We start from the raw sequence: 23,720 nt of genomic DNA, 5'->3' as shown, positions 1-23,720 counted from the left end.
AGCATACTTTGTTTTAGATCATCAAACGATGGATTTACACAAATCCACACTTTTCATTAAAATATGTTTGCTTAATAAAAAAACAAACTGCATAACAAACAATTATAAATGACTTGACGTGAGGTTCTTTATTTCCTACAATTTACTATTGAAAGCACTTACATTGTGTAAATCATACTTATTAAGGGGGATTTGCAAATGTTCATGAACAGGTCGGTACGACAGAGCTCTATTCTACTCCTGTCTTTGCTGCTGCTCGTTACAACGGGCTGTGCGAATGGAACAGACGGTAAGGCAGAAAAGGAAGATCCTAATGACACCAGTCCCATTACATTTACTTTCTTTGGCGGTGATTCCAGCTCTAACTGGAACAACATGAAGGATGCTGTCGGACAGGAAATTATCAAGAAAACGGGCGTTACGCTAAATGCCGAACATGCTGTCAATGGTCGAGGCGAGGAAAAGTTTGCTTTAATGGCAGCGAGCGGAGAATATCCAGATCTCGTGTACCCTAAATCAGACATTGGCAAGTTAGTCGATGCCGGGGCACTCATTGACTTAACCGACCTCATTGACAAATACGGCCCTAACATTAAGAAAGTGTATGGAGACTATTTTAATCGTATTAAATATAGTAGTGAAGATCCAGCCATCTACACGATCCCGACCAATCTGGGTGTGGATCACATTGCGTTTGATGCACAAGCCGGCTTCGAAATCCAGCACCAGGCACTTAAGAAGCTCGGATACCCTAAAATCCGCACCGTTCAAGATTTTGAAAAAGCACTTAAAGATTATGTCGCCAAATATCCAACCACCAATGGACAGCGAACCATCCCCCTATCACTCGATGCCGAGGACTGGAAAATTCAAATTACAGTGACAAACCCGGCTGTTACTGCTACAGGTGGACCCGACGATGGCGAATATTATATTGATCCTAAAACACACAAAGCCATTCTTCACTACAAGCGCCCAGAAGAACGTGAATATTTCCGTTGGTTGAACCATATGTACAATGAGGGACTGTTGGATAAGGATACTTTTGTGCAAAAAAGTGATCAGTACAAGTCCAAAATTGCCGCAGGCCGTGTCATCGGACTCATTGATCAGGAATGGAACTATCAAGATGCCGAAAATGCGCTCAAAGCAGCAGGTAAGGATGAATTCACTTACGCCCATTTTCCAGTCACTTTAAATGAGAAATACGAGGACCATTCCCTCCAGCCCATCGGCTTCGATACCGCATCCGGGATCGGAATTACAACCTCATGTAAAAATCCGGTGCGAGCTATCAAGTTTCTGGATTTTCTGGCCTCCGACGAAGGACAAATTTTACGTAATTGGGGAATTGAAGGCCAGCATTACAACGTAGAGAATGGCAAACGAGTCATTCCGGCGGATGTGCAACAACGTAAGAACACCGATAACGCTTCTTTTAGCAGAGAGTCAGGTATCGGTTTGTACTGGATATGGGGTCCACATTACGGCGATAGCGTGAAGGACCCTTCGGGCAATTATTACACAACCAATTATCCGGAGATGATTACCGAAAATTATAGTCAAGCCGAGAAAGAGTCCCTTCAGGCATACAAAGCCCATACGTGGAAAGACCTGTTCCCGAACGAAAAAGATTTTCCGGTAAAAGAGTGGGGGGCTGCCTACAACATGCCTGTTCCGACCAATACGAATTACAATGTTATTTATCAAAAGTCGCAGGACATTGTACGCAAACGCATTCCTGAGGCCGTACTCGCCAAGCCAGATCAGTTCGACGCTGTGTATGACCGCATGCTCCAAGAGCTGGATCAGGCGGGTGTGCCAAAGGCTGAAGAAATCTACACTGGCCTAATTCAAAATCGGCTGAAACTGTGGTACGGCGAAAAATAGGGTTTGCCTTTTTAATGAAATATTACAGGGCTGACAGACCATGCTGTTCAGCCCTTCTACATTAACTTTTACATTACATATTCTGTTTGGTTTCTTTTTCTTTCCAAGAATTACTTTTCCCTGATACACGATTGACGTAAAACAATAAAATGATAGGAATCAACGCAATCCCGCCACACATCACCCAAGATATTTGAATAGGTGTTTGATCGGAAGACAAATCCGTAAAATTACGACTGATGGTCCCTGTCACGATTAAACCTATGCACATGCCTAATTGTGAAATCGCAGAATCCAAAGATAGTAGTGTAGAACGATACTCATTAGAGATTCTTTTGTTCAGAAAAATTTGTTTCGCAACCGGGTACATGCCGCGGCCCATTTCATAGATCAAAAAGGTAAGCAGTACAGGATAAAATGTGTTGAATGCACCGGCAAAAATGAGCCATATCCCAATCATGCCGCAGGCATACATGAGTATATGTACATCACTGAATCGTGCGCCTAGCTTTCGAACCAGGTAACTTCCCAAAGTCATACATAGTGAATACCCTGCCTTGATAAACCCCATAATCCAAATCCCTTGTTCAGAAAGGCCAACCAGACGTGGCTGTTGGAATGTATTCCCCGCCGAGTTCGAAAAGCTGATAAATAAGCCAATCATAAACACAATCCAGATAGACTTATTTTCAAAACCGATACGGACACTTTCTCCGATAATCGTTTTAATGCGGGTAGTGGACGTCTTTCGATGAGCCACATTCTCCTCATCCATATAAAAGAAGCATAGAAAAATGCATACAATAATAGATAAAATGCTAACCGCCCATGGAAGTGAATAGTTAAAAGTTGCGAGAAAGGCCCCCAACAGACCACAAATAAATCCTGAAATGTACTGTATACTGTTAGAGGTTGTAAAAAGAACTTCCATGGGCTTATCACTATTTTCCACAACCCATGATTCCAACGAACCTGATTGTAAACATATAGCCAGACCTCCAAAGACTTCCGCAAACACAAGCACCCCGATATGATCTGTCGAAACGAACAATACACTATAGGCTAGAAAACAACAAAGTCCCAAAATAACAGAGATTTTTCTTCCATACTTGTCTGCAATAGCCCCAGTAGGTATCTCAAACAGAAAAATACTTACAAAGAATACAACCAGTAAGAAGTTCGCACTCTGCAAAGAAAGTCCTTTAGCTAATAAAAAAAGGATGAGCGTAGTCCCCGTGATTTCACTCATAAAAAATTGAAGAAAGCTGACGGAGTAATATAGCTTATGAGGTTGCACTCTCAGGATTCCGTCGATTGCTGTGCAGCCTCATATTCACTTCGCAAAATCCCCATCTGAATAATGTCATAGTATCGCCCTTCCCTGAATAGCTTTTCCCGCAGCCGCCCTTCCTCCTTGAAGCCGCTGGCCAAATAGCAACGGTGTGCACGTTCATTGAACGCATAGACCTCCAGCTCCAGTCGATGTAGGTTCAGCGTATGAAATGCAAATTTTTGTAACAGCCGGATCGCTTCCCGTCCATAACCTTTGCCCAGATCACCGTCACGCCCGATCACAATTCCAAGGGTGGCATGCCGATTCACCCAGTTGATTTTAAATAAGTCCAGTTGTCCGATATAATCCAGGGTGTCTTTATGCGCAATGACAAAACCTTTGATCTCGGGGTTGCCGTCAATCATCATCTGTACAAAAGATTCACTATTCACCTGTGAATGCGGATAGATAAACACGTCGCTTAAACCACGTGTGATTTCCGGGTCATTGACCCATTTTCGGATATCTGGTATATCCTCTTGACGGTATTCTCTCAATACAACTCGTTTTCCAATGATATGCGGCATCGTAATCTTCCCTCCGATTATGTATTTGTTTAAGCACCTTTATGCTTCCATTACTCTCACAAACTCCAGAAAACGTGTACCTTTATAATGAAGCTCCCCACGATCCCCGATCACAATCATACCAAAGTCCCTATCCTTCACCTCCAGCTCCTTACGCTCACCCCCGTCAAACTCAAAGGTGATATAATAATAGGTCGAAGCTGAAAAATCGCCTGATCCCCCACGCACTCTCGTCCGTTTATCCACAACCTTACATGAACGTTGTACCCGTTCGGCTGCTTGATTGGACAGGCCCGCTCCGATCGTTTTGACAATTCCCATAATCATTACAAAAGCAATGAGTCCAAATACGATAAAAAAGATCGTATTAAACGATTGAACTTCCATAGAATCACTTCCCATTCACTTCATCCTTTCTACAGTAAAATGTAAATTTTCCATTCAATTGCCCATTGACAAATCGTACATCTTCACCCTCAAAAACTCCAATACTTTTTTAACATACTTACGAAAAAAAAGTTCTTTCGCTCTTTTCCGCACCCCGCTTGGACTTCTACCCGATCTGGGTCCTCTGATCCCCTCTAGACCGATTGACAAAACTATATATAGATATAAAATAGAGAATGTACTCTAAATATAGTGTAAAAAACGTATTTATGACCGATATCTTGAAGATACAGGTATGAAAATACATGTAAATATAGAGTCAAAAATTTAAAATGGCACAGCCAGCAAGGGATTAGAGCTATGATGGATCTCGGGCAATGCCGTTTTCTTTTTTTCGTTAATTGTTAAGGAGGATGCATACCATGCTGATTGCTTATGATTCCAAGACCGGCAATGTAAAAAGATTTATAAACAAGCTCAAGCTTCCAGCGGTTCAGATCGAGGAGCAAATGACTATAGAAGAGCCTTACGTACTTATTACATATACAACCGGGTTTGGGCAGATACCTGAGAGGGTATCTTCCTTTTTGAAAAAAAACGCACAAAACCTTGTTGGTGTAGCTGCAAGCGGCAACCGTAACTGGGGTGAGAAATTTGCCAAAAGTGCGGATTTGATTGCCGACCACTATAATGTCCCCGTGATTAGTAAATTTGAATTATCTGGAACGTTCGGAGATGTAGAGCGTTTTAAACAGGAGGTGAGCCGAGTTGCGGCATATTGAATTGAACAACATGTTGATGAAACGCGATACAGACGGCTTTTTCCAATTGGAAAAGGACCAAGAGGCTGTAGCAGAATTTATGAAGGAAGTTCAGGAACGGAGTTTGAAGTTTGCTGACACAGCCGCTCAAGTGCTGTATATGATTGAGAATGATTATTATGAGAATTTCTACAACAGCTATACGGCTGACGAAATTAATGATATTTTCCATATCACTCATAGCTATAATTTTAAATTCCCTTCCTATATGGCAGCATCCAAGTTTTATACCGATTATGCAATGAAGAGTAATGACCGTAAAGTCTATCTGGAACATTACCCTGATCGGGTTGCCGCGGTTGCCCTGCATTTGGGACGCGGTAACGCGGATACGGCACGCCTGTTGTCCCGCTCGATGATGGAGCAACGTCTCCAGCCAGCGACACCAACGTTCCTGAATGCAGGCAAAAGCCGCCGTGGGGAATTGGTATCCTGCTTCTTGCTCGAAATGGACGACTCCCTGAACTCGATCAACTATGTGCTAAACACTTGCATGCAGTTGTCCAAAATCGGCGGCGGTGTTGCCGTTAACCTGTCGAAGCTGCGGGCACGCGGCGAAGCGATTAAAGGCGTAGAAGGCGCAGCAAAAGGCATTATGCCTGTGCTGAAGCTGATGGAAGACGGCTTCTCTTATGCGGATCAAATGGGGCAACGTAAAGGCTCTGGGGCAGCCTATTACAACATTTTCGGATGGGATGTGCTGGAGTTTCTGGATAGCAAAAAAATCAATGCTGACGAAAGAGTACGTCTTAAGACACTTTCGATTGGATTGCTGGTGCCAAACCGTTTTTACAAGCTGGCTCAAGATAATGAACCGCTGCATGTATTTGCTCCTTACAGTGTGTTCAAAGCCTATGGAACACATCTGGACGACATGGATTTGGATGAAATGTACGACACGCTGCTCGCCGACGATCGGGTGAAGAAAAAAATAGCGATGAGCGCACGTGACATGCTGACGAAAATTGCCATGATTCAGTTGGAGTCTGGTTATCCATATATCATGAACAAAAGTAACGCGAACCAGGCACATGCTCTTAAAAACGTGGGTCAAGTCAAGATGTCGAACCTATGCACGGAAATCTTCCAGTTGCAGGAAACTTCCGAAATTACAGATTACGGCCAACAGGATACCATCCGCCGGGACGTGAGCTGTAATCTGGCTTCTCTGAACATTGTAAATGTGATGGAGCATGGCAAAATCCGCGAATCCGTTCACGAGGGTATGATTGCGCTCACCTCGGTCAGCGATATGACCCAAGTAGCTAATGCGCCAGGTGTTGCGAAAGCGAACCGTGAAATGCATTCCGTCGGTTTGGGTGTCATGAATCTGCACGGCTACCTTGCCAAGAACAAAATTGCGTATGAAAGCAATGAAGCAAAAGATTTTGTCCGTACCTTCTTCATGACGATGAACTATCATTCCATCGAAAAGAGTATGGAAATCGCGAAAGCGGCTGGACAAAGCTTTTATGGATTTGAGGAATCGGATTATGCGACAGGCGTATATTTTGACCGATACCTGAACACAGATTATCGTCCAACAACTGCACGTGTGCAAGAGCTGTTCAAGGGCATCTATGTTCCGACTACAGCGGACTGGGACAAATTAAAAGCAGATGTGATGAAAAATGGCCTGTACCACGCCTATCGTATGGCAATTGCGCCGACTGCCAGCATTTCGTACATTCAAAATGCAACATCCAGCGTCATGCCGATTGTTGAGCAGATTGAAACCCGTACCTATGCCAATTCGACGACCTACTATCCAATGCCTTATTTGCAAAAGGATAACGTGTTCTTCTATAAATCCGCTTATCAAATGGACCAATTCAAAGTGCTGGATCTGATTGCAGAAATCCAGCCGCATGTGGACCAAGGAATTTCGACCGTTCTTCATGTGAACAGTGACGTGACTACGCGTCAGTTAGCACGTTGCTATCTGTACGCCGCACACAAAGGACTTAAATCGTTATACTACACACGCACCAAAAAGCTGTCTGTGGAAGAGTGCCTCACCTGCTCCATCTAAGCATAAATGGTAACAAGCTGTAGTATAAAAATTAGATTTTAAATAGATATGGATGCTTTGCATTAGAAGCTGTATCCAGCGTGTGGTTCAGACCTTTACGGGGCTGGACAAGACCCTCGCGGATACAGCTTCCGTATGTCAAGCATACGATGATTCGCCTGCACTATTTCAATGTGTGTTTCTAGGGAATCTCGCAAGCTGAAGGGAGAATGCTAACAATGACAGGTATACAAGCCGTAAACTGGAATCGCTCGGACGATGATTTTACACTGATGTTCTGGAACCAGAACATCATGCAATTTTGGACGGATGATGAAATCCCGTTGTCTGACGATAAAATGTCCTGGGTAACCCTCAGTGATATCGAAAAAGAAGCCTACATGAAGGTGCTGGGCGGATTAACACTGCTGGATACCATTCAAGGCGGTGTAGGTATGCCGCAAATTATGGAGCATGTGGACGGACTGCAACGCAAAGCCGTACTAAGCTTTATGGCGATGATGGAACAAATCCATGCCAAGTCGTACAGTAGCATCTTTACAACGCTAGCTTCCACGGAAGAAATTGACGGTGTATTCCGCTGGGTGGAAGAAAATCCACATCTCCAAACCAAAGCAGAAACCATTCGTCAATATTATATGAATATCCACACACCGAAAGACCTCTATCTCGCGATGGCTGCGTCGGTGCTGTTAGAAAGCTATTTGTTTTATAGCGGCTTCTTCTATCCTCTTTATCTGGCGGGCCAGGGCAAGCTGACATGTAGTGGAGAAATTATCGATTTGATCTTACGGGACGAAAGTATTCACGGTGTGTACGTAGGTGTACTGGCACAGGAGATTTATGCAGAATTGGACGAGGAAGAACAACGTGATCTTTACCAGACGCTGGTAGGCTTGCTGCGCTACTTGCATAATAACGAGGAACAATACACCGAGCAAATTTACACCCCTATTGGACTCGTAGACGATGTGAAAGTCTTTTTGCGCTATAATGCCAACAAGGCCATGATGAACTTGGGCTTTGATCCACTGTTTGAAGAAGAAGAAGTTAATCCCATTGTATTCAACGGCATCAGCACCCATACTAAGCAGCATGATTTCTTTTCTAAAAAAGGAAACGGCTATGTGCGGGCGATGAATGTAGAGCCGCTGACAGATGATGATTTTAATTTTGGCGTATAAGTACAATTACGTAAAACTGTAAACAAATAGGGTTTCAGAACTTGTCCCTGAGTTCTGAAACCCTATTGCCTAAAGAAAGTAGATAGTTTACATATTTCAGGATTTTGCAAAATCCTCATTTACATGCGTTCGCTTATATAAAACTGGTATTGCCGCTGTTATAAGGATTATACCCATAAAAGCGGGTGCGGCATGACCAAGTGATACATAGATTTGACCCCCAATAATAGGCCCAATCATTCTTGCTAAAGCCTGAATAGATTGACTACCTCCTTGAATCCTTCCTTGTTCACTAGAATCGACAGACTTGGAGAGCATCCCGTTGAATGAAGGTCCAAAGATCGAATCACCAAAACCAAATATAAACATTCCAGCGATAAAAAGAGGATAGAATGAGAACAAAGTAGATAGCGCAATAAGACTGTAACCTATAATCTCCGAAACCATTCCAAGAATGGCTATCTGTTTATCATTAAGTTTTATCAAAAGCTTGGGCATGATGAAACCTTGTGAAATGATGTCTTGGAAACCCATAATTGAAAACATAAGTCCGATTAGTGCAGGCCTCCAACTGAAAGTATCCATTGTAAATTGTGAAAAAACGGCCTGTAAAGATCCGTTGGGTATCCAAAGTAAGAACGCAGAGACAAGTAACCTATTTAAGTTTTTCATGGAAAGCAGATTTGCAAGCTGTGTAAATGGATTCAGTCTTACAAAGGTAATCTCTTTCAGTCTATGTTTCTTGTCAAGGCTCTCAGGCATAAAAAAGAATCCATAAACAACGTTCAATAAAGTTATGATTGCTCCAAAATACATGGGTACAGAATAACCAAACTTGGCAAGTAATCCGCCTAGAGTTGGCCCAATGACAGTGCCTACACCTACAACCGCACTCACCCATCCAAAGTATTTGGTTCTCTCTTCTGGAGGAATGATGTCTGCAAAATAGGCGAAGATCGTGCTTATGCTCCCGCCTGTTAACCCTTCTATGATGCGCCCAGCAAATAGTACCCATAGAGCTCCTCCTATGCCAAAAACCAAGTACCCAATTGCGGAACCCAAAAGGCATACTAAGAGCAATGGACGACGGCCATATTTGTCGCTCAAAGCTCCAAGTACGGGAGCCGCAAAAAACACGCAGAATGCATAAACAGAGGTCAGCAGCGTAACAACTATAGCTTGTTCTCCCGGACTGCTTGTATAAGGCTGCACTAAGAATGGGACGACAGGTATTATGATACTGAAGCCTATTCCGCAAAGAAATACAGAGATAAGGCCGAATATTAAAGCGTGTTTATCTACGGTTTGTTCTGTGTTCTGTTCATTGTGTGATCTACATTTGAACACTTCATTTCTCCCCTTAAAGGTTAATTTTCACTTCCTCGGAAGCAAAAATATCGTATCACAATTTTGCTTCCTCGGCAACAAAATAATAACAAAAAAATGCAGCCCGTTCTCAATAGAGCCCGGCTGCCTATGGTTTGATTTTCATTATTCAAATTTATTCCGTCTTAATATCTATACCCTGTTTTTTTATTTCTGCATCCAAATGCCTACTATACTTTTCCAAGAAGCTAATCATACTGTTAAATTGTTCTTCGGTTACCTGCTCAAATACGGCTTTATCCCGCTCTTGAAACTCTTTGTGCAGTTCCTCATGGATGTTATAGATTACTTTCCCTTCCTCAGTAAGCCTAAAATAGACTTCTTTCTTGTTATCCAGCTTCTGGTAGCTTTCGATAATGCCTTTTTTTATAAGCTTCTTAGTTATTTTACTTATGGCACCGGTAGTCATATAAAGGGACTCCGCAAGTTTTGTCACGTTGGAATCTGCATTTCTTTCAATGTATTCGATGCAATGTACTTCAGAAGGCTTATAACCCTTAAGGCTGTCTTCCATCTTATCTTTATTAAGCCAAACCATCTTGTTAAATAAGTCCCTGAAACCCACTATGACCTGTTCTTCTTTGTTCATGGCCTGTCCTCCCACCAGTTGGTGCATTAACAATACAATATAGTATATTTTTGTTTCTATTTCAACAATATTAAAATAATTATTGAATTGAGCACGAGGGCATACACGAAAAAAAAAACGGCCAGATCGCTAAAGTAGCGGAATCGAGCCGTTTTACATTTCTTAAGACCGAGCCTCAGTGAACATTTGAAAAGTGACACCAAACTTGTCTGTTACATTCCCATAAGCTGGACTAAAATGGGTTTCCTGCAAAGGCATTCCCACCTGTCCTCCCTGCTGTAGAGCATTAAACATTTTTTGAGCTTGCTCCACACTATCGGTTGTAATACAGATGCTCACCTGATTCCCGCGGCTAAACGGTGACCCGGGAAAGGTATCAGAAAACATGAGCTCTGTCTCACCCACTTTAAGGGTAGCATGTCCCACACGTTCCTTGACCTCTGCGGGAATGGGAAAATCGGGGTTTTCCGGCATTTCCCCAAAGGTTTGAATAAAAAGCAGTTGAGCATCCAATGCCTCTTTATAAAATTCGATTGCTTCTTTTGCATTTCCATCCATCGTGATGTAAGGAATCAAACGTTTGGACATCTTCAACACAGCTCCTTTAATTCGAGGTGGTTAACCCAGCATTTCTCCTGTATTATATACAAAACTTGTCAAGAAAAACAAATCTGTATTCTTAGCTTTCATGCACTTGAACGCCAAGCTGCTTTAGCTCCTTTATCGCTTCCGTAACGTTACGCTGTGGATGAAGCGCAGAGATCATCTGTGCAGTGATCGGAACGCCGTTGAAAATCTGGCTTACCACCCCTAGAGAAATCGGCAACTCATAGTAACTCTCAGCCCAATCCTCATATTCCTCCGGTGTAACTATAATTTTCCCCAACAAAAAGGATGAGCCATCGTCATATCCCTCAGGAAAGTTCGCGTTGCCCATACGCCACTCTTTATCTCCCGCTTCCCTCCACATACAAAAGGTAACGTCCTCTTTCTCCAGTGCTTCATCTTCCAAAAGCTCCATCATATCATCAGGCACACCGTCATATATGCCCGGCCAGACTTCATATTCGTCTCTCGCATGAGAACTTACAGGGGATTCATGGTCAAACCCCTTCAGCAGCACACCTTCACCCGTCCATAGCATATGAATCGTATCTCCAGCGCCATTGTTTACCTCACCCAGGCACACATCACCAGACCATTCAGACTGCATACGATACGTGCGTAACCAATCTTCTGGAGACAATATAATGTCCAGCGCTGACAGTAGTAGCATTCTGTCTTTTAAACCATTCGGCGTTAGCTGTGCATCAAGCATCATATTCTTCATCATTCCCCCACTTTGTTCATGCGTACTAAGAATTCATCTGTCCCTACCTATATCTTTCAAGCTTCGCTCGCTCAACCACCTGCCGAATGAATGGTCCTTTGGCTTCGGTATACGCTGCACGGTCATATTTGAATGCATAGCTTTCTAAAAAATGCCTTCTAATCGTGCTTGGCACAAATCAGAAGGCATTCTCTTGTTCAATTTAAAAATCATTCAGCAACTCCAACCCTATTATTCGGCTTCTCAATCACGATCAGACAGGTGCTGTCTGGCAAAGAAACCTGCTGGCCCTGCTCATCCATGAACTCAACACGTCTAGACAGCGCCTCGGCATAGCCCTCCTGTAAATAGTGGCGGCTCACGCGGATAATCGCTTGTGATCCAAGTGTGCTACGAATACACTCTTCATACTGTGACGGGGTAAAATAACCAAACTGCTCCTGCACTTCATGCACATAGGCTTCCGCTCCCCATGTATAGGTATAGAGAAATTCCATCGCATCGTTCACTGGTAAAACAGCCTCATGCTCCCCCACACGCTCTATTTCAATGTGGCGACCTGCAAAATCTTGCGCATACCGTATCAGCCATTCCATTCCATCCGGCTCCAAGAATCGAATTCGTCTGCGCTGCTCTACTGGTTCGGTCATAATCCCGTCACGAATGATGATACGCCCGCCGGGTGCAAGCACACGATAGGCGCTCTGCAGAGCTGCCTCCACTGTTTGTGGATTGAACCGAATCCCATCTCGTTCAATGTAGGAATAGAGCTCGTGAAGAATTGAAGAGAAGATGACCGTGTCCATACTCCCCGTTTCCACATATTCCTCTAACTGAAGCGCATCCCCTTTGATGACATCCCAACGATGGCGCTCCAATTGCTTTTTACGTTTAAGTGCCTCAATGACATTTACAGAAATATCAAGACCTAATGGCTTCGCATCTGGTCTTTCCTGTTCGATCAGATCCAGCAGTACACCCCCGCCGGGTCCAATATCCAGTATGCGGGTTCCAGTCACATAATCTAAAATGATCCTTTTGTAATCTACGGTCTGGTTCATATCTGTAAGGTACGTTTCCTCATTGTGAAAGCGATCATACGCATCGCGCCGTAATCCGAACAGATCGAACAGCAGCAGGACTGCTTTGTCATACAGAGGCGTTTTTTCTGCCTCAATACAAAAGTCAATCAGTTTCTCAGCCGCAGATGAAAATACAAAATTAAAAAATACAGTACTCGGCAGCTCCTCTTTATGCTCCACGATCACACTCAAATGAGGATTATGCTTCCGTTTTCCTTTTGAAATGTCCTGCCAAGACAGTGCACTTAAATATTTTTCTATCATTCGTTTTTTATATACGTTAATTTTCTTGACACCACGATAGTCATAATACATCGTATTCATGAGCGATTCGAAACTGATATGGCGAACGGTCGCAGGCTGTTCCTGCCCTGTGCCATCCCTTAATGTGAGTAAAAATACCTTTACCAGTTCTTGAAGTGAAAAATCTTGCAAAGCTGATTCTACATACCAAAGTGTCCGATTCTCCAACGGAGCCAGCGCCTTCTCTACATTCAACTCCCGCTCTAGTTCTGTGTAAGCCTGCTCGAACGGCTCCCCTTCATGAATGGAAACCGACCGTAACCTTTCCAGTCGCTCCTTTACACTCCAGACTACAGGTGCGTTATCCCATGCAATCCAGCCGATCAGCTGCTCCACTTCACTGCGTACTTGATCCCATAATGCAGGTTCCACCCCGGCGATAATACACTCGTTCAGGGCCCGTAAAACAAGCTCCAGTTCCTCAGGGCTTAGCCAGCCCTTACGAGTAATTTCAAGCAGCAGTCGATTTTCAGCAAAAGGAATTTCCCCCCGTATATATTGCCCGATCAATCCATGCGTCTCAATCAGAATTCGGGTCATGCTATTGCGCGGGTAAGCAGGGGACTCCGCTTGGGCCTGTCTGACATACAGTTGGGAGGATCCGATATTATGTACAAATAAATTAATACCCTCATGCTGCCAGCGTAGCCGTTCGCGGACTGTGCCTCCTTTGGCTGTCTCAGACCATACCAATACATCCTCCAGTAGCTCTTTAACCCAGAATGACAATGGAAGTCCGTCCAAAATAAGCAACGTACGCTCCACGTAATCCAGTACAGGATTGGCATCCTTTAACTCACCTATAGATCGAATGCGTTCCAAATTTACAATACGCTCCTCAGCCGAAACAAGCAGCTTTAACCAAGTCGGTGTATCCCAGGCCAGATCATTTTCTTTCCTGTAATTAGCAATGGCTTTTAACGATTGCAACATTTTTCTCACCTCGTGTGATTCGGATTCGGTATGCACAGGAGACTTTGAATAAGACATTTGGATTAAAACCTTGTATATACTACACTTTACCATACATTTGTAACTTCCACCTCGTGGAAAATATTAAACATTTGTATCAATCAACCGCTTGACATACTTTCCAAACGCACACATAACCCTCAAGTGCACTAGACAGTGCCACTTCAGACAAAACAAATGACCGTAACTTCCATATAAGGAATTACGGTCAGCCTGTTTATTTCCATATACAGTTTAACGACACGACTCCCACTACCTCCATCTTCCGAACTTATCATTCTGTACTTCGTTAACCTGTCCAAAAAATACCTGCATGATCTATTTCTACCTGTTCGAGCTGTTCTTCAAAGCACGGATTAGGTGCAATCTCTTTTACACGCTGCCAGCTTTCAGCCTCTTGCCGGGCATATACATGCCAATGATTTTCTTCCCAGCGAAATTGGACAATGTCCGTGCGATCCCACAACTCAGTTTCATTAGAAGGCCTTTCCTCCGTCAAGATCAAACAGTTATCCTCTATTTGATAAATGAGCCGCACGTCAGAACGCACGTAGCCTGGCACCTTTAGCGCAATATAGCCATTCAGCAGGTATTCAACCTTTTTAACGGTAAACGGATCAATCCGTTCGTTCACGAGATTTCCACCCCTTGATCAATTCGTAAATATTACGATTTAAATATAGCAGAAATCGAAGTTTTTGAAAAGAGTCCTTCATGCCGTCCCAAAATCAAAAAGATATCCTCCAGCCTGAAGGCTCAGAAGATATCTCATTACTCTTGTTATACGCAGCCGAATCATAATCCCCTATGATTTCTAGAAAGTTAAAGTGCCACTGTGCAACACGTCAACCATCTATAATAAATTTCGCTTATTTATCAACAGAAACGCCATCTGGTACTGGAATACCAAAATCAGGTGTTCCATCTTCTTTCCAGTAGAACGGCTGCACACGTGTATGACGATTCGGATCATACAGCGGGTCGCCTGTAATTTCCTTGTAATTCCGGGCGTGATATACGATTACATCGCTACCATCAGCAGCAACCGTAAAACTGTTATGACCTGGCCCGAATTGTCCTGTTTCCTCATGGGTGCAGAATACCGGCTGAGGTGATTTCGTCCATGATTTCGGATCAAGTAAATCCGCATTCTCATCTGCCGTCAACAGACCCATGCAATAATTGTGGTCTGTGGCGCTAGCTGAATAACTGATAAAGATCCGCCCGTTCCGTTTCAGAACCGCTGCTCCTTCATTCACCTTAAAACCGATGATTTCCCAATCATATTCAGGAGTGGAGATCATCACCTGCTCACCCCGCAACGTCCATGGATTGCTCATTTCGGAAATATACAGATTGGAATTACCGACGATGTCAGGGTCCTTCTGAGCCCACACATAATACAAAACTCCATTATGCTGGAAGGTTGTCGCATCGAGAGCGAACGTCTCCCAACGGGTTTTGATCTGTCCTTTTTCCACCCATTCCCCTTCCAGAGGATTAGCTGAATCATTTTCAAGCACGAACATCCGGTGGTCGAACAGGCCTTCCTTCGTTTCCGTTGTACGAGCTGCTGCAAAATAAATGTACCATTTGTCGTTAATATAATGAATTTCCGGTGCCCAAATGTTCGCACTTAACGGGCCCGTTTCATATTTGTGCCACACTGCGACAGGCTCTGCTGTACTCAAGCCTTGAATAGTACTTGCTCGTCGAACCTCAATGCGGTCATACTCTGGTACAGATCCGGTGAAATAATAGTATCCGTCACTATGCTTGTAAATCCAAGGGTCTGCCCGTTGCTCAATGACCGGATTATTAAAGGGTACAGTTTGATTCATGGTTATTCTCTCCTCTATGTGTAGTATGTAGTTCATACAATTAATCGCTGATACGCTTTCCCCAAATGGAAATTCCCTTTTCATTCATACCCGTGAAAATTAAAGTATGGCGACCAAGCTCCCAGTCCCATGAAGGAAGCAATAACAATTCTTCCTTAGTTCCTTCGGATGTATTGCTCCAATCCATTGTTAGAGTACGCCTGCCATCAAAGCTCCAGTGACCTTCAAGAGAACCGCTGGTTGCCCGCCCTCCATCTTCTAGACGGAGCTGTTCAGCTTCCACCTGGCCGTCTACTTCCTGCTTTATCACGATGCGCTCCCAGTTGCCGGATAATAGCCTTTTGGGTATATCCTGCTCCTTTTCGCCGGCATAGCGCTCTGGAGAGACGACCGGCCAGCCCTCTGCCGTCCACAATATTCTGCGTACATGCAGGTACGGCCAGCTCTTGTCCGTTTCTCCTCGCGCATGATGTACAATATAATAATCCTCACCGTCCTTCAGGACAGAATTGTGACCTGGCGCAACCCAGCCTTCTCCTTCGCTGAACCGATAACCGCCCAATACCTTGTTTCCAATCTCATATTGAGGCAAATAGCTGGTATCTACCATATCATGTCCATTCATGTCCACATAAGGGCCTGTGATAGAATCTGAACGGGCAACGCGAACATTGTAGTCCTCAAACAAAGAATCATACGAGACGAACAAGTAGTATTTACGGAACATTGGATTGTACACAATGTATGGTCCTTCTACAGCACCGTCCTCAGTTGCCCGATCTCTGGCAGCGATATTTTTACCATAGCCAGATTCTTTGAGCTTTCCAGTCTGGGGATCAAGCGGTGTAATATAAATACCGCCGAAAAAAGAGCCGTATACCATCCATGGATTACCCTCTGCATCCAGCACCGGATTGGCATCAATCGCATTCAGCTTGTCATGCTCTTTCGTTTTAACGACCAGCCCCTCATCCTTCCAAGGGCCTTCCGGGGAGCTGGATGTCTGCAATCCGATCGCAGACCGTGTGCTGCCAAAGGTAGAAGCAGAGTAATACATCCGATAGGTATCACCCATCTTGATGACGTCCGGTGCCCACAGATTGGTTGCCGATGACCACGATTCTGCTTCCTTTGGAATGCCGGGGAGTGCATACTGCACCCAATTCCAATGAATCAGATCAGTCGATTTGCGTACCATGACACCGGGTCTCAATTCTCCACCTGTCTTTACATCCGTTGAGTAGACATAGTAGCCTTGATCTGTTTTGATAATCGCCGGGTCATGTGCATTGTTAATGGTCCAGCGCTGTTCATCGTTAATCGTACTTTGATCATACAAGTGATCGGGAGGCGGAGCCTGCGGATACACAGGGTCCGGAGTGTTATCCCCACAGCCAGATAGACCCAGCATGAGCAGCATAACCATAACTGTTATTCTCCTCCTTCCTTTACCCATTACATATTGTAACTGCCTTACATCATTCATGCGTACCCTCCAAGTGTCAATTAACCTTTGACACCCGAAATAGCAACCGATTCAATAATTTGTTTCTGGAAGATCAAGAATATAATCAGTACAGGTAACAAGGCTATTATTGATGCTGCCATTATAAGCGGATAGTCCGTCTGAATGGCGTAAGTCGCATTAAAATTCGCGATAACCAGTTGCAATGTCTGCGTTTCTGGTGAGTTCAAGTAAATAATCGGTGCCAAATAATCGTTCCAAATCCCCATGAACCATAAAATAAGCTGTGCCGCAACTGCTGGCTTAATGAGCGGGAACGTTATCGACGAATAGAGTCGGAAATAAGAACTTCCGTCAATTTTCGCAGCTTCGATGATGGCATCCGGTACGCTAAGCAAGTACTGCCGCAGGAAAAAGATCATAACTACATTTCCGAATAAGCCTGGAACGATCAGAGGTAAAAGTGTATCGACCCAGCCAAGTTTGGAAAACATCATAAACTGTGGAATCATAACCGTTGGGTATGGAATCATCATAGATGCGATGAGTGCCAAAAACAGTTTGTTTTTATGAGGGAATCTCAGCTTTGCAAATGCAAAAGCGGCCACACTGGATGTAAAGGTACCCACAACGGTAACACTTACAGCTACAATCACGCTGTTCTTGATTCCGCTTAACAAAGGCCCTGCTTCCCAAATTTCCTTATACTTGCCAAACTGGAACACCTCTGGTATCCATACTGGTGGAAGAGCAAAGACATCCTGCTTTTCTTTCACTGAAGTGGACAGCATCCAAAGCAGCGGCGCGATCATCACAATCGCTCCAATCGCTAGTGCAATAAAGATAATGATATTGGTAACTTTCGTTTTTTGACTATGGGACATAATCAGACTCACTCCTTTCCGCGAAAATCAATCCCCATCAAAGGACGATTTTTCATTCATTTTGAATTGAATCAAAGTTACGATAAAAATGAAGATGCCGAGAATCATAGCCATCGCGGAGGCATATCCCATTTGCAGGTTTTTAAATGCCTTATCCCAAATATAAAAGACGATTGAGGCGGATGAGTATTCCGGACCCCCTGTAGGTGTCATAATGTTCATTTCAGTAAAGATTTGCGAACCACCAATGATATTAGTTACGACCAGGAAAAAAGTTACTGGTTTCACCATTGGCCATGTAATATTGCGGAACATTTGGAATCCGCTAGCTCCATCTAGCTCTGCTGCTTCATAATAAGAGCGAGATACGCTTTGCAGGGCTGCCAAATATAGCAGCATCGTATATCCGAGACCCTTCCAGACGGTCATGAGGATCAAGGCCGGTTTGACCGTATCCTTATCCATTAGCCAGTTAGGACCCTTAATACCGAATATTTCGAGGAATTGGTTCACCAAACCATAGTCCCCGTTGTATGCCCAGTTCCACATAATAGAAACGGCAGCCAACGAAGAAATAACCGGGATATAGTAAATCACACGAAATGTTGTCGTACCTGGAATCTTGCGATTCAAACCTAGTGCCAGCAGTAAAGCTAGTACAAGACCGATTGGAATACCTAGCATTAAGAAAAGAGTATTGTACATCGATTTATAAAAGAGCTCATCGCTAAATAAATCTTTAAAATTGTCGAGACCAATAAAGTTCATTTGTCCCAATCCGTCCCAGTCTGTAAAAGAGCCGTATAATGAATAGACAAACGGGAATAACGTAAAGATTAGCAGACCGAGAATAGGTGGAAGAATAAATAAGTATCCATATACCTTCTCTTTGCGGTAGAGATTAGATTTGGTTATCACAGGGCTCACCTCTGTTTCTAATTTGGAATGAAGATGATGTTAGCAGCATGATATTCAGCCACTAACATCATCCTTTTTTCCTCTATTTACGCATTATTTCTGTGATTTTTTCTCTTGCTCCACCGCTTTATCCAGCAGTTTCTGCATCTTCGGTTGTTCTTGTTTCACATAATCTGCCGCCGTAATTTTACCATCCAGCACAGGTTGAATATCTGTGAAGAAAATATCGTACCATTCTGCATTATACGTATAGTTGCCTGGTAATGAGCGTCCATAGTCATTTACGATATCAATAAATTCTTGTTTATTGTTAGGCTTGGTTTTCGTATCTTTGGACCATTCATCAGCCATGTCCAGCAGATTCGGAATTTGTACCTTGGCATCTACGAGCTGCTTCATTCCTTCTTTAGAAGTCGTCAGATAGTTAACCAGTTCAACAGCTTCATCCGGGTATTTTGTTTTAGAGGAAACGCCGATACCCAGAGAACCGATCCATGTTGCTGATTTGCCAGTCGATCCGGCTGGGAACGGCAGTAAATCATATTCGAATGGCAGTTTTTCAAATGTACTCATATCCCAAGGACCAACCGGGAAGAATGCCATTTCGCCCTTCATCCAACGTTGGTATGTGTCCAATGTTTGTGATTGTTCAATACCAGGTGTGATTTTATATTTGTTTTGCATGTCAGCAAAGTACTGAAGAGCTTCCGCAAATTTCGGATCATCAATCGTTACTTTCGTTTTGCTCTCATCCAGCCAATCAGCCCCATTACTCCATACAAAGGCTTGCAATGCCCACTGAACGTTAAAACCTGTACCGTATTGATCTGGCTTGCCGTCACCATTGGTATCTTTGGTCAACTCTTGGCTAACCTTGATAAATTCATCCCATGTATACGGTTTGTCTTTGTCAGGCAATGGAACGCCCGCTTTTTCGAACATCGTTTTGTTGTAGCCAAGTGCGAATGGACCTAAGTCCTTCGGCATACCGTAAATATCTCCTTGACCGGCCATTTTACCGTCATAGCGATACAAATCTATACCGTATTTCCAGATGTTATCCAGTTTAATATCCTTGTTCTTCTCAATGTAAGGAGTGAGATTCTTCAATACCCCACTGTTTACATAAGCTTTCACATCTCCAGGGGCAAAGTAAAAGATATCTGGAAGATTATTTCCTGTGATCGCAGCTCTTAGCTTTGTAGCATATTGATCCGCTGCCGTCACGACCATTTTAACTTTTACGCCAGGATGTTCCTCTTCAAATTTCTTGATTACTTCCTTATAAGCCTTTTGTTCATCTGTGCCACCACGGAACATGAATGTCAGTTCCTTACTTCCATCACTACTGGAACTTCCCCCACTACAACCAGCCAGTGCAGCCACCATTAACAACAGAACAACCATTGTTATTGCAAAACCTTTTTTCTTTATCAACGCGACCCCTCCTAAATTTAAATGAAACCGCATACATTTAGTGTTAAAATAACTTTATACCACTCGGCCTAATCTTTAACTGTGCGGTACACAACCCGTTGTTGATTGCCGCTGTGATTATCATCCCTCTCATGTACCATATAATTAACATTTTACTTTATCAATAATGAATTCGTTTACAAACAAAATATAGCATGCCTTTCCTCGGTTCGTCAATGTATTTTTCAATCTTTTTAAATAATTATAAAACATAGATTAGAGTAACATGGAAAGCAAAATTAAATCGTATTTAAGTTAACTTTTATCGAAATAATCAGTGATAAAGCTTAAATACGATTTATTTTTGAAGTAATTCTTAATTCGGAGTTTAATTTGCTCCCCTCTTTATTTAGTAAAAAAAATTTACAAAAAAGCAGTTTACTTCTTTTTGATTTTATTTTAACATAAATCAAAGTAAATATATAAGCGCTTACATCACAATTTTTATAGATAAGGATGGTCTATAGCTATGATTTATATTAAGGACTTAATGTCAGGATTAGATATTTTTAAAGCACTGGGTTCAGAAATCCGCATTCAAATTCTCGAGTTACTTGCCTACCAGGGACAAAGTATGAATGACATTGCTAACAAACTTAATTTGAGCAACGGTACCATTACAATGCATATTCGAAAATTGGAAGAATGCGGCCTTGTGGAGATCAATACCGTGAGCGGCAAGCACGGCACCCGAAAAATGTGCTATTTGAACAAGGATAAACTGATGGTAGATTTGCGCAGTAGAGAACAAAAAAATGTGTATGAGGTTGAGATTCGCGTAGGTCATTATAGTAACTATCAAGCGTCCCCCACTTGTGGATTGGTGACCCGAGACAGCATTATCGGCGATTTTGATGATCCACGCTATTTTGCAGATCCCGGGCGGCTGGAGTCGGAAATGATCTGGATGGCTGAGGGCTTTTTGGAATACCGTATCCCCAACTATCTGAAAGCGAATCAATCCTTTAAAGAAATTCAATTCTCCGCAGAACTGGGCTCAGAAGCACCCTGCTATTGTGAGGAATATCCCTCCGATATTTGTTTTCACATTAACGGTATCCCTATTGGGCACTGGACCAGCGCCGGAGATTTTGGAGAAGTGCCGGGGGTTCTCAATCCAGATTGGTGGCCACCGCATCTGAATCAATATGGTATGCTCAAATTAATTCGCATCAATCAACAAGGCAGCTTCATTGATGGGTGCCGCATTTCCGAGGTCACAATAGATGATATTAACCTTAATTATAAAAGCGACATTACACTCCGTTTATCTGTAACCGATGAATCAGAAAACAAAGGAGGACTCACTATTTTTGGCAAAAGATTCGGGAATTTCAGTCAGGATCTGCTTGTGCGCGTGCTTTACGATGTGCATGGGGAGGACAACGCCAACTCCTGACTCGCCACATGTAAAAATAGGCCGAAGCCTGTATTCATGGAATACATGTCCTCGGCCTAAACATCCTGATCCTCACTTAAAGAGATATAGATCAATAAATAAAAAATGACTGCTATCCCAAACACCAGCCAGCAAAAGGACAGCAAATGAAGCCTAGGTCCAGCATATACTCCCCAGCTCCAAATATCCGTAAGGAGCACCAGTGGCTGCAACAACACATCCCAGCTATTCCAGCGAGCAAATCTGCCTATATATACGCCTATGCTGTCCAGCCACAACAACACCAAAACTACAGCCCATGCGAGCCCCTTTGAACAAATCCTCCTCAGCATATGATGGATCACCAACACACAAAGGGATGTAAGAAAAAGGCCAAGCCCTGCTGCTGAAAAAGACGTAAATAAGATTAACCAAAATTGGGTGTTCAACCAAAAACGTGTATCAGGATTCACATCGTAAAAACGAAACGCATGAAGTAACTCAGTCACCAAATAGAGAGCATTCGGCAGAAAAAACAACCATACAATTAAAGAGAAAAATAAAAGAATACTCCTCACTTTTGTACTTCGCAGTCTGGATAAAGCCATCATGCCGAGAGTGATAAAGACCGGAACCCAGGCCAGGAATATATCCCAGTACAGAAATTGATACATCCTCGTTCCGCTTGTGGACTGTAAATACATAATGAGCCCGAAACAGCCCAACGTAGCTACAAGCAGCACTCCCAACAAACTGGGCAGCTTGTAACCCTTCCTTCTTAACAGCAAGTTTCCATCTACCTCCTGCCTGAGTTGCGTATATACGTCTTTTCTAATCCTAATTTTATAACGCTTTCATATTAAGAAAGAGGGTCTTTGTCTGTTTACTCCACGTTTCGTATGTCCTCAGATACATGGTTTGTTATCGTCAAGGCATCAAAGGTAACAGCACAGCCCTCCCCCACGGGAGATTGAGCAACAACTCCGACTTTTAGCTGGTTAGGAACATTCATCCCAAAATATCTCGCCAGCTTCCAATGCTGACCATCTGATGAATAATGAAATGCAAAGCAATTTCCAGCTCGTGCCACTCGTAAATACGGATTGGACACGTCCATCGCCCCAGAGATACAATCATCAGATGTATCCCGAGTGACCACACTAAGAATAGATGGAATGCTTTCGAAATATTCAAAACACAGCTTAGCCCAGCGGGTATCATCCGCCATTATCATCAAACATCCTGAATCATAAGGCTGCTTCATATCAACACGAACCCTCGTCCATATTGTAAAATCACCTTGAAGCGTTGTATGCAAAAAAGGTGCGGACGATTTAGTCGCTGCGCCGGACGGATCCCTAAAGAAATCTGCCTGTGAAGGTGCAAAAATTTGCAAAGACTTGGTATCATCAAATCTCCATTCTGTCGGCTCATTGATCCAGCTCCAATCCGCCGGCAAAACTTCACCGCTAAAGCGTTCAAATACGTTCATATGGATACCATTCCTCTCTGGCAATATAGTCATATAACACATTGAAATCTGGGGCACAATCCCCTTGATACCACTATATACGTTATTTTCCAGTCGTCAATAATGATGATATGTCTTTAGAGTTTATGAAAAAAAGACTTGCCATCCTGAAATGTTGTGCTTATAATTACACCTAACTTGATACGGTAACAAATTTCAATGACGAGAACGAGTAAGCTATACAGCGGATTTGCAGAGAGTTGGGGCAGGTGAAAGCCAACATTCCGAGGGTAGCCGAACGCCATCTCTGAGAAGCGGGCTGAACCTGAAGTAAGCTCTGCCGCCTTTCCAGCGTTAACCGGAACACGTATTGATGGATACGTGAACAGAGTGTCATTTCCTATGGAATGAAACTAGGGTGGTAACACGGGTATAAACTCGTCCCTTTTAC

General features: G+C 43.3%; 21 protein-coding genes and 1 other annotated feature. Of the genes, 5 read left to right on the top strand and 16 right to left on the bottom strand.

Annotated elements, in window-relative coordinates:
- Nucleotides 1-198 precede the first annotated feature (198 nt).
- Complete coding sequence (locus NSQ57_RS09230) at nucleotides 199-1,890, top strand: ABC transporter substrate-binding protein (protein ID WP_029516765.1); 1,692 nt, start codon at nucleotides 199-201, stop codon at nucleotides 1,888-1,890.
- 73 nt (nucleotides 1,891-1,963) lie between these two features.
- Here the strand turns inward: NSQ57_RS09230 and NSQ57_RS09225 are convergent, their stop codons facing one another.
- Genes NSQ57_RS09225 through NSQ57_RS09215 form a run of 3 tightly spaced genes read right to left on the bottom strand, consistent with a single transcriptional unit; the run spans nucleotide 1,964 to nucleotide 4,152 of the window.
- Entirely contained in the window at nucleotides 1,964-3,187 is a 1,224-nt protein-coding gene (locus NSQ57_RS09225; RefSeq protein WP_342425938.1) for an MFS transporter, read from the bottom strand.
- A 2-nt stretch (nucleotides 3,188-3,189) separates the two neighbouring features.
- Nucleotides 3,190-3,750, bottom strand: a complete 561-nt coding sequence (locus NSQ57_RS09220; RefSeq protein ID WP_029516763.1) for a GNAT family protein — start codon at nucleotides 3,748-3,750, stop codon at nucleotides 3,190-3,192.
- 39 nt (nucleotides 3,751-3,789) lie between these two features.
- Nucleotides 3,790-4,152, bottom strand: coding sequence for a DUF2500 domain-containing protein (locus NSQ57_RS09215; protein WP_069011357.1), 363 nt, complete (start codon nucleotides 4,150-4,152; stop codon nucleotides 3,790-3,792).
- 407 nt (nucleotides 4,153-4,559) lie between these two features.
- On the opposite strand from NSQ57_RS09215, the gene nrdI reads away from it, so the two are divergent.
- The 3 genes from nrdI to nrdF all read left to right on the top strand — a co-directional run bounded on the left by nrdI (nucleotide 4,560) and on the right by nrdF (nucleotide 8,174).
- Nucleotides 4,560-4,919 (top strand): class Ib ribonucleoside-diphosphate reductase assembly flavoprotein NrdI, encoded by a 360-nt coding sequence (nrdI, locus tag NSQ57_RS09210; RefSeq protein WP_016819181.1) that lies wholly within the window; start codon nucleotides 4,560-4,562, stop codon nucleotides 4,917-4,919.
- Nucleotides 4,906-6,990, top strand: a complete 2,085-nt coding sequence (gene nrdE, locus NSQ57_RS09205) for a class 1b ribonucleoside-diphosphate reductase subunit alpha (protein WP_165147728.1) — start codon at nucleotides 4,906-4,908, stop codon at nucleotides 6,988-6,990. The genes nrdI and nrdE overlap by 14 nt, the downstream gene beginning before the upstream one ends.
- A 218-nt stretch (nucleotides 6,991-7,208) precedes the next feature.
- Nucleotides 7,209-8,174, top strand: coding sequence for a class 1b ribonucleoside-diphosphate reductase subunit beta (nrdF, locus tag NSQ57_RS09200; RefSeq protein ID WP_029516760.1), 966 nt, complete (start codon nucleotides 7,209-7,211; stop codon nucleotides 8,172-8,174).
- A 96-nt stretch (nucleotides 8,175-8,270) separates the two neighbouring features.
- Here the strand turns inward: nrdF and NSQ57_RS09195 are convergent, their stop codons facing one another.
- The 11 genes from NSQ57_RS09195 to NSQ57_RS09145 all read right to left on the bottom strand — a co-directional run bounded on the left by NSQ57_RS09195 (nucleotide 8,271) and on the right by NSQ57_RS09145 (nucleotide 20,381).
- The gene (locus NSQ57_RS09195; RefSeq protein ID WP_069011356.1) at nucleotides 8,271-9,521 is read right to left on the bottom strand and encodes an MFS transporter; all 1,251 of its coding nucleotides are present in this window, start codon (nucleotides 9,519-9,521) and stop codon (nucleotides 8,271-8,273) included.
- A gap of 154 nt (nucleotides 9,522-9,675) precedes the next feature.
- The gene (locus NSQ57_RS09190; protein WP_029516758.1) at nucleotides 9,676-10,149 is read right to left on the bottom strand and encodes a MarR family transcriptional regulator; all 474 of its coding nucleotides are present in this window, start codon (nucleotides 10,147-10,149) and stop codon (nucleotides 9,676-9,678) included.
- 162 nt (nucleotides 10,150-10,311) lie between these two features.
- Nucleotides 10,312-10,737 carry a VOC family protein gene (locus NSQ57_RS09185; RefSeq protein WP_039270073.1) on the bottom strand — a complete coding sequence of 142 codons (426 nt, stop codon included), beginning with the start codon at nucleotides 10,735-10,737 and terminating at the stop codon, nucleotides 10,312-10,314.
- 91 nt (nucleotides 10,738-10,828) lie between these two features.
- Nucleotides 10,829-11,479, bottom strand: coding sequence for a hypothetical protein (locus NSQ57_RS09180; RefSeq protein ID WP_342425937.1), 651 nt, complete (start codon nucleotides 11,477-11,479; stop codon nucleotides 10,829-10,831).
- Nucleotides 11,480-11,688: 209 nt separating this feature from the next.
- Nucleotides 11,689-13,797, bottom strand: a complete 2,109-nt coding sequence (locus NSQ57_RS09175) for a class I SAM-dependent methyltransferase (protein ID WP_165147737.1) — start codon at nucleotides 13,795-13,797, stop codon at nucleotides 11,689-11,691.
- A gap of 328 nt (nucleotides 13,798-14,125) precedes the next feature.
- On the bottom strand, nucleotides 14,126-14,470 hold the full coding sequence (locus NSQ57_RS09170; protein WP_029516754.1) for a DUF3024 domain-containing protein: 345 nt from the start codon (nucleotides 14,468-14,470) through the stop codon (nucleotides 14,126-14,128).
- Between the two features lie 235 nt (nucleotides 14,471-14,705).
- Nucleotides 14,706-15,677: a family 43 glycosylhydrolase gene (locus tag NSQ57_RS09165; protein ID WP_029516753.1), complete on the bottom strand. Its 972-nt coding sequence runs from the start codon at nucleotides 15,675-15,677 to the stop codon at nucleotides 14,706-14,708.
- 40 nt (nucleotides 15,678-15,717) lie between these two features.
- Entirely contained in the window at nucleotides 15,718-17,103 is a 1,386-nt protein-coding gene (locus tag NSQ57_RS09160; protein WP_342426126.1) for an arabinan endo-1,5-alpha-L-arabinosidase, read from the bottom strand.
- An 80-nt stretch (nucleotides 17,104-17,183) separates the two neighbouring features.
- On the bottom strand, nucleotides 17,184-18,026 hold the full coding sequence (locus NSQ57_RS09155) for a carbohydrate ABC transporter permease (protein WP_029516751.1): 843 nt from the start codon (nucleotides 18,024-18,026) through the stop codon (nucleotides 17,184-17,186).
- 27 nt (nucleotides 18,027-18,053) lie between these two features.
- A complete protein-coding gene (locus tag NSQ57_RS09150; protein WP_013309768.1) occupies nucleotides 18,054-18,944 on the bottom strand; it encodes a sugar ABC transporter permease in 891 nt (296 codons plus the stop codon).
- Between the two features lie 93 nt (nucleotides 18,945-19,037).
- On the bottom strand, nucleotides 19,038-20,381 hold the full coding sequence (locus tag NSQ57_RS09145; RefSeq protein ID WP_029516750.1) for a sugar ABC transporter substrate-binding protein: 1,344 nt from the start codon (nucleotides 20,379-20,381) through the stop codon (nucleotides 19,038-19,040).
- Nucleotides 20,382-20,889: 508 nt separating this feature from the next.
- On the opposite strand from NSQ57_RS09145, the gene NSQ57_RS09140 reads away from it, so the two are divergent.
- Complete coding sequence (locus tag NSQ57_RS09140) at nucleotides 20,890-21,819, top strand: ArsR family transcriptional regulator (RefSeq protein WP_029516749.1); 930 nt, start codon at nucleotides 20,890-20,892, stop codon at nucleotides 21,817-21,819.
- A gap of 56 nt (nucleotides 21,820-21,875) precedes the next feature.
- On the opposite strand, the gene NSQ57_RS09135 is transcribed toward NSQ57_RS09140, so the two are convergent.
- Nucleotides 21,876-22,586, bottom strand: coding sequence for a DUF1361 domain-containing protein (locus NSQ57_RS09135; protein WP_069011353.1), 711 nt, complete (start codon nucleotides 22,584-22,586; stop codon nucleotides 21,876-21,878).
- A gap of 95 nt (nucleotides 22,587-22,681) precedes the next feature.
- Nucleotides 22,682-23,290 carry a DUF1349 domain-containing protein gene (locus NSQ57_RS09130; protein ID WP_029516748.1) on the bottom strand — a complete coding sequence of 203 codons (609 nt, stop codon included), beginning with the start codon at nucleotides 23,288-23,290 and terminating at the stop codon, nucleotides 22,682-22,684.
- Between the two features lie 189 nt (nucleotides 23,291-23,479).
- Nucleotides 23,480-23,718, top strand: a binding site (T-box leader).
- The last annotated feature ends 2 nt before the right edge of the window (nucleotides 23,719-23,720 follow it).

The organism is Paenibacillus sp. FSL L8-0502, from assembly GCF_038593055.1.
GTDB lineage: Bacteria > Bacillota > Bacilli > Paenibacillales > Paenibacillaceae > Paenibacillus > Paenibacillus polymyxa_D.
This window is presented reverse-complemented; position numbering and strand designations above follow the sequence as displayed.

What these genes read in the sequence shown, in the direction of transcription:
- NSQ57_RS09230 (WP_029516765.1), top strand. Translation starts at nt 199, where the DNA reads ATGTTCATGAACAGGTCGGTACGACAGAGCTCTATTCTACTCCTGTCT.
- NSQ57_RS09220 (WP_029516763.1), bottom strand. Translation starts at nt 3,750, where the DNA reads ATGCCGCATATCATTGGAAAACGAGTTGTATTGAGAGAATACCGTCAA.
- NSQ57_RS09215 (WP_069011357.1), bottom strand. Translation starts at nt 4,152, where the DNA reads ATGGGAAGTGATTCTATGGAAGTTCAATCGTTTAATACGATCTTTTTT.
- nrdI (WP_016819181.1), top strand. Translation starts at nt 4,560, where the DNA reads ATGCTGATTGCTTATGATTCCAAGACCGGCAATGTAAAAAGATTTATA.
- nrdF (WP_029516760.1), top strand. Translation starts at nt 7,209, where the DNA reads ATGACAGGTATACAAGCCGTAAACTGGAATCGCTCGGACGATGATTTT.
- NSQ57_RS09190 (WP_029516758.1), bottom strand. Translation starts at nt 10,149, where the DNA reads ATGAACAAAGAAGAACAGGTCATAGTGGGTTTCAGGGACTTATTTAAC.
- NSQ57_RS09185 (WP_039270073.1), bottom strand. Translation starts at nt 10,737, where the DNA reads ATGTCCAAACGTTTGATTCCTTACATCACGATGGATGGAAATGCAAAA.
- NSQ57_RS09180 (WP_342425937.1), bottom strand. Translation starts at nt 11,479, where the DNA reads ATGAAGAATATGATGCTTGATGCACAGCTAACGCCGAATGGTTTAAAA.
- NSQ57_RS09175 (WP_165147737.1), bottom strand. Translation starts at nt 13,797, where the DNA reads ATGTTGCAATCGTTAAAAGCCATTGCTAATTACAGGAAAGAAAATGAT.
- NSQ57_RS09165 (WP_029516753.1), bottom strand. Translation starts at nt 15,677, where the DNA reads ATGAATCAAACTGTACCCTTTAATAATCCGGTCATTGAGCAACGGGCA.
- NSQ57_RS09160 (WP_342426126.1), bottom strand. Translation starts at nt 17,103, where the DNA reads ATGGTTATGCTGCTCATGCTGGGTCTATCTGGCTGTGGGGATAACACT.
- NSQ57_RS09155 (WP_029516751.1), bottom strand. Translation starts at nt 18,026, where the DNA reads ATGTCCCATAGTCAAAAAACGAAAGTTACCAATATCATTATCTTTATT.
- NSQ57_RS09140 (WP_029516749.1), top strand. Translation starts at nt 20,890, where the DNA reads ATGATTTATATTAAGGACTTAATGTCAGGATTAGATATTTTTAAAGCA.
- NSQ57_RS09130 (WP_029516748.1), bottom strand. Translation starts at nt 23,290, where the DNA reads ATGAACGTATTTGAACGCTTTAGCGGTGAAGTTTTGCCGGCGGATTGG.